The sequence below is a fragment of the Simplicispira sp. GW247-4R2A genome (assembly GCF_059424465.1).
On record NZ_JBWKZM010000007.1, the window covers coordinates 41,021 to 56,591 of the forward strand.

Annotated in this window: 15 protein-coding genes; 10 read left to right on the top strand and 5 right to left on the bottom strand. The window is 63.9% G+C overall.

Annotated elements, in window-relative coordinates:
• Positions 1–72: 72 nt before the first annotated feature.
• The 4 genes from AC07ZH_RS06835 to AC07ZH_RS06850 all read right to left on the bottom strand — a co-directional run bounded on the left by AC07ZH_RS06835 (position 73) and on the right by AC07ZH_RS06850 (position 3,803).
• Positions 73–1,203: a branched-chain amino acid ABC transporter substrate-binding protein gene (locus tag AC07ZH_RS06835; protein WP_119107801.1), complete on the bottom strand. Its 1,131-nt coding sequence runs from the start codon at positions 1,201–1,203 to the stop codon at positions 73–75.
• A 133-nt stretch (positions 1,204–1,336) separates the two neighbouring features.
• Positions 1,337–1,822, bottom strand: a complete 486-nt coding sequence (locus AC07ZH_RS06840) for a hypothetical protein (RefSeq protein WP_495199090.1) — start codon at positions 1,820–1,822, stop codon at positions 1,337–1,339.
• 23 nt (positions 1,823–1,845) lie between these two features.
• Entirely contained in the window at positions 1,846–2,280 is a 435-nt protein-coding gene (locus tag AC07ZH_RS06845; protein WP_119107803.1) for a DNA polymerase III subunit chi, read from the bottom strand.
• Complete coding sequence (locus AC07ZH_RS06850) at positions 2,277–3,803, bottom strand: leucyl aminopeptidase (protein WP_495199091.1); 1,527 nt, start codon at positions 3,801–3,803, stop codon at positions 2,277–2,279. Before AC07ZH_RS06850 ends, AC07ZH_RS06845 begins: the two co-directional genes overlap by 4 nt.
• 23 nt (positions 3,804–3,826) lie before the next feature.
• Here AC07ZH_RS06850 and lptF point away from each other — a divergent pair, with 23 nt between their 5' ends.
• The 10 genes from lptF to AC07ZH_RS06900 all read left to right on the top strand — a co-directional run bounded on the left by lptF (position 3,827) and on the right by AC07ZH_RS06900 (position 14,831).
• Positions 3,827–4,918, top strand: coding sequence for an LPS export ABC transporter permease LptF (lptF, locus tag AC07ZH_RS06855; RefSeq protein ID WP_495199092.1), 1,092 nt, complete (start codon positions 3,827–3,829; stop codon positions 4,916–4,918).
• Positions 4,915–6,024 (top strand): LPS export ABC transporter permease LptG, encoded by a 1,110-nt coding sequence (gene lptG, locus AC07ZH_RS06860; RefSeq protein ID WP_119108531.1) that lies wholly within the window; start codon positions 4,915–4,917, stop codon positions 6,022–6,024. Before lptF ends, lptG begins: the two co-directional genes overlap by 4 nt.
• Positions 6,025–6,038: 14 nt before the next feature.
• Positions 6,039–6,416: a sirohydrochlorin chelatase gene (locus tag AC07ZH_RS06865; RefSeq protein WP_495199093.1), complete on the top strand. Its 378-nt coding sequence runs from the start codon at positions 6,039–6,041 to the stop codon at positions 6,414–6,416.
• A 68-nt stretch (positions 6,417–6,484) separates the two neighbouring features.
• Complete coding sequence (locus AC07ZH_RS06870) at positions 6,485–7,426, top strand: CysB family HTH-type transcriptional regulator (RefSeq protein WP_119107807.1); 942 nt, start codon at positions 6,485–6,487, stop codon at positions 7,424–7,426.
• Positions 7,427–7,452: 26 nt separating this feature from the next.
• Positions 7,453–8,622 carry a pyridoxal phosphate-dependent aminotransferase gene (locus AC07ZH_RS06875; RefSeq protein WP_495199094.1) on the top strand — a complete coding sequence of 390 codons (1,170 nt, stop codon included), beginning with the start codon at positions 7,453–7,455 and terminating at the stop codon, positions 8,620–8,622.
• Positions 8,623–8,920: 298 nt separating this feature from the next.
• Positions 8,921–10,756: an FAD-dependent oxidoreductase gene (locus AC07ZH_RS06880; protein ID WP_495199095.1), complete on the top strand. Its 1,836-nt coding sequence runs from the start codon at positions 8,921–8,923 to the stop codon at positions 10,754–10,756.
• Positions 10,753–12,585 carry a 2-oxoacid:acceptor oxidoreductase subunit alpha gene (locus AC07ZH_RS06885; protein ID WP_495199096.1) on the top strand — a complete coding sequence of 611 codons (1,833 nt, stop codon included), beginning with the start codon at positions 10,753–10,755 and terminating at the stop codon, positions 12,583–12,585. Before AC07ZH_RS06880 ends, AC07ZH_RS06885 begins: the two co-directional genes overlap by 4 nt.
• Entirely contained in the window at positions 12,582–13,637 is a 1,056-nt protein-coding gene (locus tag AC07ZH_RS06890; RefSeq protein WP_495199097.1) for a 2-oxoacid:ferredoxin oxidoreductase subunit beta, read from the top strand. The genes AC07ZH_RS06885 and AC07ZH_RS06890 overlap by 4 nt, the downstream gene beginning before the upstream one ends.
• A gap of 31 nt (positions 13,638–13,668) precedes the next feature.
• Positions 13,669–14,109, top strand: a complete 441-nt coding sequence (locus tag AC07ZH_RS06895; protein WP_119107812.1) for a CBS domain-containing protein — start codon at positions 13,669–13,671, stop codon at positions 14,107–14,109.
• 125 nt (positions 14,110–14,234) lie between these two features.
• On the top strand, positions 14,235–14,831 hold the full coding sequence (locus AC07ZH_RS06900) for a response regulator (RefSeq protein WP_119107813.1): 597 nt from the start codon (positions 14,235–14,237) through the stop codon (positions 14,829–14,831).
• A gap of 132 nt (positions 14,832–14,963) precedes the next feature.
• On the opposite strand, the gene AC07ZH_RS06905 is transcribed toward AC07ZH_RS06900, so the two are convergent.
• Positions 14,964–15,518, bottom strand: a complete 555-nt coding sequence (locus AC07ZH_RS06905; RefSeq protein ID WP_495199098.1) for a CcdC protein domain-containing protein — start codon at positions 15,516–15,518, stop codon at positions 14,964–14,966.
• Between the last annotated feature and the right edge of the window lie 53 nt (positions 15,519–15,571).

Here is a 15,571-nt window from a genome sequence, read left to right on the forward strand (position 1 = left end):
CGGCTGGAAATTAAAAAGGCTTCCCGAGGGAAGCCTTTTTTGGGTTCAGGCACAAGGCCTGAAAACAGGACCTTAGTTCAGCGGGTTTTTCTTGCCATCGATGTAGTGGTACAACGTGATGGCGGGAGTCTGCATTTCGCCATTCTTCGTAAAGGCGATCGTGGCGGTCACGCCCTTGTAGTTGGACTTCGCCAGTTCTTTCACGTACACCTTGGGGTCCACTGAGTTGGCACGCTTCATAGCGTCGACCAGCAGCATCGTGGCGTCGTAGGTGTAGGGGCTGTACACCTGGAACTCGCCTGGGTACTTGGCGTCATAGCGCTCCTTCCACGCCTTGCCGCCAGGCATCTTGGCGAGCGACGAACCACCTTCAGCACAGACCACGTTGTTCAGCGTTTTGGCGCCGGCTGCGAGCTGGGCGAGTGCAGCGGTGCAAACGCCGTCGCCGCCAAAGTACTTCACGTCAGCCATCCCCAGCTGCTCCATCTGGCGCAGCATCGGGCCGGCTTGTGGGTCCATACCGCCGAAGAAGATGGCGTCCGGCTTCTTGGCCTTGATGGCGGTCAAAATCGCCATGAAATCCGTTGCCTTGTCGGTCGTGAACTGCTGATCAACCTGCTTCATGCCCAGGCCCGCTGCGGTCTTGGCAAACACGTCTGCCACGCCTTGGCCGTAGGCCGTGCGGTCGTCAATCACGGCAAAAGACTTGAGCTTGAGCGTATCGTGGGCATAGTGCGCCAAGCCTGCGCCAAGGGCGTTGTCGTTCGCGATGATGCGGAACGTGGTGTCATAGCCGGGCTTGGTCAGGCTGGGGTTGGTGGCAGCACCCGTCACCATGGGAATGCCGCAGTCGTGGTACACCTTGGATGCGGGAATGGTCGTGCCCGAGTTCAGGTGACCCACCACACCGGCAACCTTGGAGTCGCACAGCTTCTGGGCAGCTGCCGTACCTTGCTTGGGATCCGCTGCGTCATCTTCGGCCTGCAGTTCAAACTTGATTTTCTTGCCGCCGATGGTCACACCCTTGGCATTCAAGTCCTCAATGGCCATGCGCGCGCCATTTTCGTTGTCCTTGCCGTAGTGGGCTTGCGCACCCGACACCGGGGCGACGTGACCAATCGTGACCACTTGCTCCTGGGCCAGAGCCATGCCGGCAACAGCTGCAAACGCTGCGGCTACGGTCAGTTTCAACTTCAATTGCATAGGAATCTCCAGTAAAGATTAAACGCTGAGCATCTTTTTGTGTCTCAACGCCGAAGAAGATAACGCATATTCATGCCCAGCGGCACTAGGGAACACGCGCAAATCAGCGCAGCGCGATGCGCAAAAGCTGTCCTTATGCTGGCGGCGTTCCTACCCCTGCCGCGAGCTCGTCAGCGACTGCTTCGTACACCGCCTGACGAACTACCGCCTCGATCTCTTCGCGCAGGCGAGGGACGATGGAGCGGGTTTGCTCTTCCACCACTGCGGCAATGGCACCGCGAAGGCGAATATCGAGCGATACGTCCACACGTTGCATCACCCGGTGCACCAACAGCTCCTCAAAATCCTTGCTCAGCACCGAATGCACAGGTTCGGGCGGCGGCACCTGGGTAGCCGACCCTTTGGAAGGCGCGCTGGAGTGCGCCCTGGGCGTTGGTGCATCCGGCCGCAATGCTGCGGCACCAGGGACAGCTGGACGGCTCACGGCCGACGGCGCATGAAGCCCAGCCATCGACCCGGTCGATGGCGATGGCGATGGCGACGATGGCGATGGCCCGGCCCGCTCGGCAGCGGCATCCTGCACCACCTCGGTCAGGGTGGGTACAAATCGGGGCGGCACTCTTGGAACGGAAGGTTCTGGCATCACACCCCCTGCGCTAGATCGTGGCGCACCAGCGCGTAGCCACGTTGCACATAATGTCTCCAGCGCACGCGGGCGGCAGCACGGTCTGCCTCATCGTCGGCGACCACCACTTCAATCAGTCGCTCGAAGCTGCCAAACCCTGGCGGGACGCCGCCTTCCAGGTTCAGCAGCACCTGCCTGTGCGGCAGCTCACACGCATCGTCGTGCGCCAACACGATGGGAGAGGCCTGCAGCAACTCTGGAGCATCCCCCAGCCTGCAGTGCGCAACAAAATCCTGCGGCGCCATGTTCCACAGCATGGCGTCGAGCGGGTCCATCAACGCCAGCGGCGTCCGGATCACCAAGCGCTGGCCCTGGCGCAGCAACTTTCGCGCTACACGGCAGGCGTATGTCACCTTGTCCGGTGCATTGAAGTGAAACGCAATCTCGGTCATGTACCAGAGATCTTGGCGGCGCGGGCAGGTCGCGGCGCCTTCTTGGCCCGACCGCGTGGCACGTTCTGAGCCGAGGCGGCATCTGGTTGTGCACGCGCAAGCAGCCAATTCACCAGCAAGCCCACCGGCCTGCCCGTCGCGCCTTTGGCCGTCCCACTCTTCCAGGCCGTGCCCGCAATATCCAGGTGCGCCCACGGCACCTCGCCCACAAACGACTGGAGAAACTTGGCAGCAGTAATCGAACCTGCCGGTCGCCCGGCCACATTGGCAAGATCGGCAAAATTGCTCTTGAGTCCTTCGGCATATTCATCGTCCAGCGGCAGGCGCCAGGCCAGATCGCCAGCACCTTCGCCAGCGGCGAGCAATGCCTGGGCCAGCGCCTCGTCTGAGGCAAACAACCCGCTGCGCACGCCGCCCAGCGCGATGACACAGGCGCCGGTCAGGGTCGCGATGTCCACGATGGCGGCCGGCTTGTGGCGCATGCCATAGCACAGAGCGTCGCACAGCACCAGCCTCCCTTCGGCATCGGTGTTGAGCACTTCGATGGTCTGTCCGCTCATGCTCGTCACCACATCGCCAGGCTTGACCGAGCGGCCGTCCGGCATGTTTTCACAGGCGGGGATCAGGCCCACGACATTGATGGCAGGCTGCAACTGCGCCAGCGCTCGAAAAACGCCCAGAACACTGGCCGCGCCACACATGTCGAACTTCATCTCATCCATTTCGGGTGCTGGCTTGATGGAGATGCCGCCGGTGTCAAACGTAATGCCTTTGCCTACGAGCACCACGGGCGCCTGCGAGCGGGCCGCGCCCGTGTAGCGCAGCTCGATAAAGCGAAGCGGCTCTTCAGATCCGCGCGCCACCGCGAGGAACGCCCCCATCTTCAGACGGCTCACTTCGGCAGGCCCCATCACCTTGCAGGCGATGCCGGGTTGCTTGGCAAGCGCCTTGGCCGCGTCGGCCAGCATGCGCGGCGTGGCATGGTTGGCCGGTCGGTTGCCCCATTCGCGCGCCAGTTCCACCCCGAGCGCCACCGCCACGCTGGATGCGAAGGCCTGTGCCACGGCGGTTGGTTCGTGCACGCCCACCACCACGCGTGACAGCGAAGACGCTTCTCCCTTGGGCTTCGTGAGCGTATAGACATAGGACACGTGCGCAGCACCTTGCACGGCGGCGGAGACTGCCGCCGCATTGGCCTCTGCGGCAAAGCAGATCGCAACCCGCTTGGTGCCAGGTGACCGAAAAGCGGCTGCGGCGCCCGCAAGTGCCTGGCGCACGCCACGGGCATCCCCCAAGCCAATCCCGGCAAAAAGAACCCGACGGGCCGCAATCCCCGCGCTCTGGTAAAAGCTCAGCAGCTTTCCCGGCTTGGGATCAAAGTCTTTGTGCTTGATCGCCTCGCCAATGAGGGCAGAAAGCGGATCGGTGCCAGCGACAAAATCCTGCCCGACAAGCACCACCAGTTGGTCGCATTTTTCGGCCGCCGCTGCCCGCAGGTCCATGGTTTTGAGATCAAAGTTCATAATCGCCTCTTTACATTGCGTCCATGTTATTCGATTCATCACTGCGCAAGGAGTTGGCCCGCAGCTTTGGCGCCACCCTGGTAGTCCTGGTCACGGTGGTCATGACCATGATCCTGATCCGTACCCTGGGGCAGGCCTCCAGAGGCAACGTCAGCCCGTCTGATGTCATGCTCGTCATGGGGTACACGGTCCTCGGCCAGCTCCCCACCATTCTCTGTCTCAGCCTGTTTGTTGCCACCATCGGCAGCCTCTCGCGCATGTACCGAGACAGCGAGATGGTGATCTGGTTTTCCAGCGGCCGTGGCCTTGCCAGTCTGCTGCCCGCGTTGCTGCGTTTCGCCTGGCCGGCAATGCTGGGCGTGGCCGTGTTGTCGCTGCTCGCCTGGCCCTGGGCCAACCGGCAAGTTCAGGAGCTGCGCACGCAGTACGAACAGCGCGGCGACGTGGACCGGATTGCGCCGGGTGAATTTCAGGAATCCGCCAGCGGCAAGCGGGTCTTTTTCATTGACAAGGACAGCCCTGAGCCCAACACGGCCAGCAATGTCTTCATCGCCGCGAACGAGCACGGCACGCAGGCCGTGACATCGGCGCTCAGCGCGCGCATCGAAATGCGCGGGGCAGACCGCTTTGCACTGCTGAGCAATGGGCAGCGCCTGGAAACCAGCACTGGCAAGCCGGAAATCAAACTGAGCGAGTTCAAGTTGTACGGCACCCGTGTCGGCTCGGCCAAGGCTGGGCTGGGTGACGATGGCGCTGCCAAGACGCGCAGCACCCGCGAGCTTCTGGCGCAGAGCGCGCCCATATTCCAGGCCGAACTGGCATGGCGTGTGGGCCTGCCGTTCACCGCCTTCAACCTGGTGGTGCTTGGCCTGGGGCTGGCGAGCGTCAATCCCCGTGCCAGCCGCAGCGGCAATCTGCTATTTGCCTTGTTTGCCTTTATTGTTTACTACAACTTCATGACGCTTGGGCAGAGTTGGGTCGAATCCGGGCGCTTTGGCCTGTTGCCCTACGTCGGCATGCTGCACGGCGGCGTGCTGGTGTTTGCGCTTGCCCTCATCGGCATTCGCCACAACCGCTGGTCATGGACCACGCTGTGGCGCAGGAGGGCCGCATGAAGACCATTCGCCGCATGGTTCACCGCGAAGTGCTCGCTGCCGTGGCTCTGGTGACGCTCGGGTTTCTGGCGCTGTTCTTCTTCTTTGACCTGATCGATGAACTGCGTTCGGTGGGCCGCATGCCCGATACCTATCCGGTCTCCCAGGCCGTGCTGTATGTGCTGCTCGGCATACCGACCCATTTGTACGAACTGCTACCGATCACGGTGCTGATCGGGACGATTTTCGTGATGGCGCGTTTTGCGCAAAGCTCTGAATTCACCATTTTGCGCACCAGCGGCCTCGGCCCAGGGCGGGCGCTGGGCATGCTGCTGATGCTGGGCAGTGCATTCGTGATGGTGACCTTTGCCCTGGGCGACTATGTGGCGCCAGCGAGTGACCGCGCAGCGCAGGTGCTCAAGTCCAGAGGGCTTGCGCGCCTGACCACTGGCGGAACCGGCGCCTGGCTCAAGGAGCGCCAGGGAGACGATTCGGTCGCCGTGAACATTCGGACCATTCGCTCGGATGGCCTGATGGAAGGCATTCGCATTTATCGCTTCGACGCCCATAGCCGCCTTGTATCGCAAACCCTGGCTGAGTCTGCAAAGCTTGCAAGCGACGGGGAGGCGTGGCAGCTCAAGCAGGTGCACAGCAATACCTTTTTGCGAGATGCCGACGGTGAAACACAGAGCGCAGAGCGCCTTGAACTTGCCGAACTGCGCTGGCCTACACGGATCACAGCCGACATGGTCTCGGCTGCAGTCCTCCAACCCGATCACATGGCAACCGTGGATCTCTTTCAATACATTCGCCACCTGGAGGCCAACGGCCAATCGGCACAACGCTACGAAATCGAGTTCTGGCGCAAGGTGTTCTACCCCTTGAGCTGCCTGGTGATGGTGGTGCTGGCCCTGCCTTTTGCCTACCTGCACTTTCGCGCGGGTTCGACCACCGGCTATGTGTTTGGCGGCGTGATGGCGGGCATCAGCTTCTTCCTGCTCAACAACGTGTTCGGTTTTGCCGGCACCCTGCAAAACTGGTCGCCTTGGCTCACGGCGGCGGCGCCAGGCCTTATTTACACCTTCGCCTCACTGGCCGCCTTCGGCTGGCTGGTGCTGCGGCGTTGATGGGCAGGCACGCCATGCACCACCCCGTTGGAATCGTCCTGTTTGCCCACGGGTCGCGCGATGCCGGCTGGCGCGCGCCTATTGAAGCGGTGCGAGCCGAAATTGAGCGCAGCCGGCCAGACGTCGAGGTACGCTGTGCCTACCTGGAGCTGTGCGAGCCCGACCTGGCGCAGGCAAGCCGCAGTTTGCACGCGGCCGGCGTGCGCACGCTGACCATCGTGCCCATGTTTCTGGGCACCGGGCGGCACGCGCGGGACGACCTGCCCCTCCTGGTCGCCACCCTGCGCGCGCAGCACCCCGATATGGCCATCGAGGTGCAAGAGGCGGTCGGCGAGAACCCTCGCATGACGGCGCTGATGGCCGAAATTGCCTGTGGTGGCCCTCCGATCTAGTGTCGTACACACGGGATCAGGCGCGATCCATATTGCATAATGATTGGATTCTTTAGCCCAGATTCAATATGAACCTGCACCAATTTCGCTTTGTTCAAGAAGCCGCTCGCCGCAACCTGAACCTCACCGAGGCGGCCAAGGCGCTGCACACCTCACAGCCCGGGGTGTCCAAGGCGATCATCGAGCTCGAAGGCGAACTCGGCATTGATATCTTCGCGCGCCACGGCAAGCGCTTGAAGCGCATCACCGAACCGGGCCAGCATGTCCTCAAGAGCATCGAGCTCATCATGCGCGAAGTCGGCAACTTGAAGCGCATCGGTGAGCAGTACAGCGCCCAGGACAACGGCACCTTCAGCATTGCCACCACGCACACGCAAGCGCGCTACGTGCTGCCGCCGGCCGTCGCGAAACTGCGCGAGGCCTACCCCAAGGTGAACATCAGCCTGCACCAGGCCACGCCCGACCAGGTGGCCCGTATGGTGATCGACGAGGTGGCTGAAATCGGCGTGGCCACCGAATCCCTGGTCGATTACCCAGAACTCGTCACCCTCCCCTGCTACGAATGGCAGCATGTGCTGGTCATGCCGCACGGCCACCCGCTGGCGCAAAAGGAGCGCATTGGCCTGGACGACATCGCCCACGAGCCGCTCATTACCTACCACCCATCGTTTACCGGCCGCACCAAGATCGACCAGGCCTTTGCCACGCGCCGGCTGCAGCCGAACGTGGTGCTGGAAGCGATCGATTCGGACGTCATCAAGACCTACGTGCGCCTGGGCCTGGGCCTGGGCATCGTGGCGGAAATGGCCATGCGGGACGATCCGGTAGGCGACCTGCTGGTGCGCCCGGCCGGCCATTTGTTTGGCCAGAGCGTGGCGCGCGTGGCGTTCAAGCGCGGCGCCTACCTGCGCAATTTTGTGTACCGTTTTGCCGAACTGCTGAGCGACCGCCTGGGCCGCGATCTCGTCATGCGCGCCATGACCGGGCAAGTGAACGACTACGAGCTTTGAACCTAGAAACCTCTCCCGCACCGACCATGGACCGCGCCACCGCACCCCGCACCCCGCACCTCACCAGCCGCCTGCCCCAAGTGGGCACCACCATCTTCAGCGTGATGTCGGCGTTGGCGGCCGAGCACGGCGCGGTGAATCTGGGCCAAGGCTTTCCTGATTTCGACTGCGACCCGCGCTTGCCGGACGCCGTGACCGCCGCCATGGGCGCTGGCCACAACCAGTACCCACCCATGCCGGGTGTGCCCGCGCTGCGGGAAGCGGTTGCTTCAAAAATAGAAGCGCTCCACGCCCGCCAATACAGCGCTGCAGCCGAAATCACCATCACGGCTGGTGCAACGCAGGCCATCCTGACGGCGATCCTGGCCACCGTGCACCCCGGTGACGAGGTGATTGTTCTCGAACCCTGCTACGACAGCTACGTCCCCAACGTCGAGCTGGCGGGTGGCGTGGCAGTGCGCGTGCCGCTCACGCCTGGCAGCTTCCGGCCTGATTTCGACAAGATCGGCGCCGCCATCACGCCGCGCACCCGCGCCATCATCGTCAACAGCCCACACAACCCGAGCGCGACGGTCTGGAGCGCCGAGGAGATGCGCCAATTGCAAGCGCTGCTGGCGCCGACCGACATCCTGCTCATCAGCGACGAGGTCTACGAGCACATGGTGTTCGACGGCGCCGAGCACCAGAGCGCGGCGCGCTTTCCCGGCCTGGCCGCGCGCGCGTTCATCGTCTCCAGCTTTGGCAAGACCTTCCACGTCACGGGTTGGAAGGTGGGCACCGTGGCCGCACCCGCTGCCTTGACCGCCGAATTCCGCAAGGTGCACCAGTTCAACGTGTTCACGGTGAACACCCCCATGCAGCATGGCCTGGCGGCCTACCTGCAGGATTCGGCACCCTACCTGCAACTGCCCGCCTTCTACCAGGCCAAGCGCGACCTCTTTCGCCAGGGGCTGGAAGGCTCGCGCCTGAAGCTCTTGCCCAGCGCCGGCAGCTACTTTCAGTGCGTGGACATCGCAAAGGTCAGCGACTTGAGCGAGGCCGATTTCTGCCAATGGCTGACCCGCGAACTGGGCGTGGCCGCGATTCCGCTCTCGGCGTTCTACCGCGACGGGTTTGACCAGCGCGTGGTGCGATTCTGCTTCGCCAAGAAAGACGAGACCCTGCGCGCAGCGCTGGAGCGGCTGCGGCAGCTGTGAAGGCTAGAGGCTCTGCGACGGACAGCTAATCCAGCTAAATTCTTAGCAAAAAATGGCTCTAGCGTATACCCCATAAGCGTTAGAAGCTATTAATTTAATAGCTTTCTGCGCGCTGTCCAAGCAGCGCTTGCCTGCGTTTTGGCGGACGTGGCCGCAAGGCCAACCCGCTGATCCGCGTCAAGTTTTCTGTACAGAGGACGGACTCAAGGGATTCACCCGAGAGCCAGCGCCAATGGAGCGAACCTAGACTGTGGCGTCCTGCGCCACCGTGGCCGCAGGCAGAGGACTGGAGTTTGCCTTGCAGCCTACCCAAACCGCCCATCCAGACTACTTCCACAAGGTGGTCGATTGCCAGTGGGCCTGCCCTGCCCACACGCCGGTGCCCGAATACATCCGCCTGATCGGCCAGGGCCGCTACGACGACGCCTACATGGTCAACTGGGTGTCCAACGTGTTTCCCGGCATTCTGGGCCGCACCTGCGACCGGCCCTGCGAGCCTGCCTGTCGGCGCGGCCGGGTCGAGGAAAGCAATGGCGCCCACCCCGAGCCCGTGGCCATCTGCCGCTTGAAGCGCGTGGCAGCCGACAACAAAACCGCCGGAATCAAGGCACGCATGCCCACCATCGCAGCCCGCAACGGCAAGCGCGTGGCCTGCGTGGGCGCCGGCCCCGCATCGCTGACCGTGGCGCGCGACCTGGCACCGCTGGGCTACGAGGTGACGGTGTTCGACGCCGAATCCAAGGCGGGCGGCTTCATTCGCAGCCAGATTCCGCGTTTTCGGCTGCCCGAATCGGTGATCGACGAAGAAACGGGCTACATCCTCGACATGGGCGTACAGTTTCGCAAGCAAGAACGCGTGGACTCGCTGCGTACGTTGCTGCAGCAAGGCTATGACGCGGTGTTCGTGGGCAGCGGCGCACCGCGCGGGCGCGATCTGGACATTCCCGGGCGACGCGAGATCGAGGGCAACATCCATATCGGCATCGACTGGCTGGCTTCGGTGTCGTTCGGGCACATCACCCGCATCGCACCGCGCGTCATCGTGCTGGGCGGCGGCAACACCGCCATGGACTGCTGCCGCTCGGCGCGGCGCTTGGGCGGCACCGACGTCAAGGTCATCGTGCGCAGCGGCTTTGACGAGATGAAGGCTTCGCCCTGGGAAAAAGAGGATGCGCTGCACGAGGGCATCCCGATCCTGAACTTCCATGTGCCCAAGACTTTTGAGCACGACAACGGCCAGCTCACCGCCATGACCTTCGAGGTCGTGCGCGCCGAATACGACGCACAAGGCCACCGCCACCTGGTGCCCACGGGTGAGCCCGATGTGCGCGTGCCCTGCGACGTGGTGCTGATCGCCGTGGGCCAGGAAAATGCGTTTCCGTGGATCGAGGACGACCTGGGCATTGCCTTTGACCGATGGGGTTTGCCGCAGCTCACACCAGACACCTTCCAGTCCACGCTGCCCCAGGTGTTCTTCGGCGGCGACGCGGCCTACGGCCCGAAAAACATCATTACCGCCGTGGCACAGGGGCACGAGGCGGCGGTGTCGATCGACCGCTTCCTGCACGGCGAAGACGTGTGCCAGCGCCCGGCACCACACACCAACCTGATGTCCACCAAAATGGGCATCCACGAGTGGAGCTACAACAACGACGTCTCGAACGACCTGCGCTTCAAAGTGCCATGGGCCAAGGCCGAGGTGGCGCTGGCCAGCATCCGGGTGGAAGTGGAGCTGGGGTTCGATGCCGCCACCGCCTTCAAAGAGGCCAGCCGCTGCCTGAACTGCGACGTGCAGACGGTGTTCAACCGCTCCACCTGCATCGAGTGCGACGCCTGCGTGGACATTTGCCCCATGGACAGCATTACGTTCACCTTCAATGGCGAAGAGGACGAGTTGCGCACCCGGCTCAAAGCCCCCGCTAGGAACCTGACGCAAGCACTGATGGTTTCCGCGCCGCTCAAGACCGGGCGCGTCATGGTCAAGGACGAAGACGTCTGCCTGCACTGCGGCCTGTGCGCCGAGCGCTGCCCCACGGGCGCCTGGGACATGCAGAAGTTCCGCCTGGATACCACCCAGGCCGGCCCGCAGTGCCGCGACGCCCAGACCACCCGCCACACGCTGGAGGCCGCATGAAACCCATTGAAGCCGTCAACGACTTTGTCATCAAGTTCGCCAACGTCAACGGCTCGGGCTCGGCGTCGGCCAACGAGCTGTTCGCCAAAGCCATTCTGCGCATGGGCGTACCGGTCAGCCCGCGCAACATCTTCCCCAGCAACATCCAGGGCTTGCCGACCTGGTACGAGGCCCGTGTGTGCGAGCGCGGCTATTCGGGGCGGCGCGGCGGCGTGGACATGATGGTGGCCATGAACCCGCAGACCTGGGACGCCGACGTGGCCGAGCTCTCGCCGGGCGGTTACCTGTTCTACGACAGCACCCGGCCTATTCCTGCGTCCAAGTTTCGCACTGACATCACTGTCATCGGCGTGCCGCTGACCGAGATCAGCAACAACGCCTACACCGAGCCGCGCCAACGCCAGTTGTTCAAGAACATCATCTACGTGGGCGCCCTCTCGGTGCTGCTCGACGTGGAGGCCGAGGTGTTCGAGAAGCTCTTTGCCGAACAGTACAAGGGCAAGGAAATGCTGCTGGATTCCAATGTCAAGGCGCTGCACCTGGGGCGCGACTATGTCAAAGCGCACCTGCAGGCGCCCCTGGGCATCCGGGTGCGCCGTGCCGACGAGGTAGGCGACCTCATTTTTACCGACGGCAACAGCGCAGCCGCCCTGGGCTGTGTGTATGGCGGCGCCACGGTGGCGGCTTGGTACCCGATCACGCCCTCATCGTCGGTGCCCGAGGCTTTCCAGAAATACTGCGACAAGTTCCGCATCGACCCGGACACCGGCCGCAGCAACTTCGCCATCGTGCAGGCCGAAGACGAACTGGCCTCCATCGGCATGGTGGTGGGCGCGGGCTGGAACGGCGCCCGCGCCTTCACGGCCACTTCGGGCCCGGGCATTTCGCTGATGACGGAGTTCATCGGCCTGGCCTACTTTGCCGAGATTCCGGTCACCATCATCAACGTGCAGCGCGGCGGGCCGTCCACCGGCATGCCCACGCGCACCCAGCAGTCGGACCTGCTCGCCTGCGCCTACGCCTCGCACGGCGACACCAAGCATGTGCTGCTGTTTCCCGAAGACCCACACGAATGCTTTGAACACGCCGCCGCAGCGCTGGACCTGGCCGACTGGCTGCAAACCCCGATTTTTCTCATGACCGACCTGGACATCGGCATGAACCAGCGCCTGTGCAAACCCTTTGCCTGGGACGACACGCGCACCTACGACCGGGGCAAGGTGATGACTGCCGAAGAATTGGAGGCGGGCAAGGACTTTGGCCGCTACAAGGACGTGGACGGCGACGGTATTCCCTGGCGCACCTACCCCGGCACGCACCCCACCAAAGGCAGCTTTTTCACGCGCGGCACCACGCGCGACCCCTATGCCCGCTACTCGGAGCGCGGGCCGGACTACATCTACAACATGGAGCGCTTGCTGCGCAAATTTCGCACCGCCGCCGACCTGGTGCCCCAGCCCGTGCTGCGCAGCGCGGCGCATGCCACACCGCTGGGCGTGCTGTACTTCGGCTCCACCAGCCCAGCCATGCAGGAGGCGCTGGATGTGCTCACCGCCGCGGACATCCACCTCGACGCCCTGCGCCTGCGCGCCTTCCCCTTCCCGGATTCGGTGGACCGCTTCATCGCCGCGCACGAACAGGTGTTTGTGGTGGAGCAGAACCGCGACGCCCAGATGCACGCCCTGCTGGTCAACGAGCTGGGCGTGGACCCGGCGCGCCTCGTCAAGGTGCTGCACTACGACGGCACGCCGATCACGGCGCGCTTCATCACCCAGGCGATCCAGACCCATCTGCAAGGCGCCCAGGCGTTGATCAAGGAGGCCGCATGACCTACCTCGCCAAGCCCCGGCTGCACCACCCCACGCTGACCCACAACAAGGTGGGCTACACCCGGCGCGACTACGAAGGCCGCATCTCCACCCTGTGCGCGGGCTGCGGGCACGACTCGATCTCGGCGGCCATCATCCAGGCCTGCTGGGAACTCGACATCGAACCGCACCGCGTGGCCAAGCTCTCGGGCATTGGCTGCAGCTCCAAAACGCCAGACTATTTTCTGGGCGCCTCGCACGGCTTCAACACCGTGCACGGGCGCATGCCCTCGGTGCTGACCGGCGCCAACCTGGCCAACCGCGACCTGCTGTACCTGGGTGTCTCGGGCGACGGCGATTCGGCCTCCATCGGCCTTGGGCAGTTCGCCAATGCCATGCGCCGGGGCGTGCGCATGGCCTACATCGTCGAGAACAACGGCGTCTACGGCCTGACCAAGGGCCAGTTCTCGGCCACGGCCGACCGGGGTTCGCGCAGCAAGAAGGGCGTGGTCAACAACGACAGCCCGGTGGACCTGGTAGGCCTGGCGCTGCAACTGGGCGCCACCTATGTGGCGCGCAGCTTCTCGGGCGACAAGGAGCAGCTCGTGCCGCTCATCAAGGGCGCCCTCGGCCACGGTGGGGCGGCGTTCATCGACGTCATCAGCCCCTGCGTCACCTTCAACAACCACAGCGGCAGCACCAAGAGCTACGACTATGTGCGCCAGCACAACGAGGCCGTGAGCCGCATCGACTTCATGCCCCGGCACAGCGAGATCACGGCGCAGTACGCGCCCGGCGAAGTGATCGACGTGCAGCAGCACGACGGCAGCCCGCTGCGCCTGCGCAAACTGCACACCGACTACGACCCCACCGACCGCTACGCCGCGCTCAGCTACATGAACGCCCACCAGGCGCGCGGCGAAGTGGTCACAGGTCTGCTCTACCTCGACCCGCAGGCCACCGACCTGCACCTGTCCCTCAACACCAGCGACACGCCGCTCAACAGCCTGGGGCCGGCCCAACTCTGCCCCGGCTCAAAAGCACTGGAAAAGCTCAACGCATCGCTGCGCTGACCCTGTTGTCCCCTGCCAAAGGAGCCCTGCCATGGCCGAACGCACCGTGTTCCAGTCGATCTCCCAGCGCCACGTGGTGAGCCTGGGGCCCCAGGCCAGTGTCTGGGACGCAGCCTGTGTAATGACGCGTGCCAACTGCGGCAGCGTGCTCATCCTCGACACCCTGGGCGCCATCCTGGGCATCCTGACGGAGCGCGACCTGATGACACGCGTGCTGGCCAAGGCGCTGAGCCCCGAGACCACCCTGGTCTGCGACGTGATGACGCCGCACCCGCAAACGGTGGGTCCCGACATGAAGGTCTCCGAGGCGGTGTTGATCATGATCGAGCGGGGCTTTCGGCACCTGCCCATCGTCTCGCCAGCGGACAAGATCCTCGGCGTTTTCTCGGTACGCGACGCGCTGCCGCGCGAGATCGGCGACGCGGTAAGCCTGGCGGAATTCAACGACCAGGTGAACGACGCCCTGGGCTGATGCGGCGACCGACGTGCCGGCGCCAGTTCGACCCGCATAGGAACGGACGAATCATTGGCGTTCCCGTCTCTGGGATACTTGCGCCCCAGGAAACGGCCCCCTGAGAGAAAAAGAAAACCCACACCATGAGCCTCTTTGACCGACTCTGGGGCGGCGCGCGCAAAAAAACGCCCTCCCCCAAGCCTGCCGCCCCCGCACCGCTCGCAGTGGCAAGCGCTGAGCCAAAAGGCGCCGTGGAACGCCGCCAGTCCCCTCGCAAGAACGCCCGCAAGGGGACGCGGGCGCTGATCATCGACGACTCGCCGACCGTGGTGGCCGTGTTGCGCAAGGCGCTGCGCTCGGCCGGGTGCAGCACGCGCGAAGCGCTGGATGCCGAGCATGGCCTGGCGCTGCTCGACCAGGACCCGCCCGATCTGATTTTTCTGGACATCGTCCTGCCCGGCATGAACGGCTTTCATGCCCTGCGCCTGATCCGCAAGAACCCGGCGTACCAGCACATCCCCGTCATCATGATCAGCGGCAACGAACACGCCATCGAACAGTTCTACGTCAATCGCATCGGGGCCGACGATTTCATGAAGAAGCCGTTTTCCCGCTTCGAGATCTTTGCCCGCATTGAAAGCCTGCTCGACGATGACCTGGTACCCCGCCGCAAAGGCTTGAGCACACCAGCGCTGGCCAGCGAAGCAATCCGCCCACGGACGGGCAGCGCAAGCGCGTAGGGGAAAAATATCAATCAAATTGGCCTCTAGAGCGCTTATCCATCAAGCGCTATTAGCTATTAATTTAATAGTTAAAAACCACCTCTTTGACCGGCTTCGGAGCCACAACAGCCCAGGCAGCCGCAAACCGTTTCACCCGGCCCCATCGGCCCCGTCACGCTCGCGGTCGCGTTTGGCCCGCAGCACTGCAGCGCGCCAGCGGGCCAGCGCCACCGCATAGCCAAGGGAGTAGCCCGCCAGCAGCCCATACGCGCACACCGTGGTGGCGCTGCCCATGAACTCTGCCGTACTCCTAGGCACCACCGGCGCCAACCAATAGACCTCGGCGACCCGCCAGGCAATGCGCGCCAGGAACAGCGCGGACAGCGCAAACCCCAGGTGCGCATTGGGCGTGTAGAACAGCCCTTCGCCGCGCCGCGCTTCAAACTGCGTGTGGCGAACGCCCAGCAAGGAGAGCACCGCGCCCGCCAGCAGGCTGCCAATAAGCCACCCCACCCGACCCGGATGCGCCAGCGCTGTGTGCGCGACCCAGATGCTGAGCAGCGAATACACCGCTAGCGTGATCGGCGCCCGGTAGCGCGACAGGCGCTGGCGCCCAAACATCTTGCGCAGGCGCGCGTAGATGCGCCAGACAATCAGCGGGAAAAGCGTCAGCAGCGTGAGGGTGGACGAACCGGGAGCTTGCATGGGAACGGGGAGGGAGAGGTGGCCGTGGTCACGAAATAATCCAGCGGCCAATA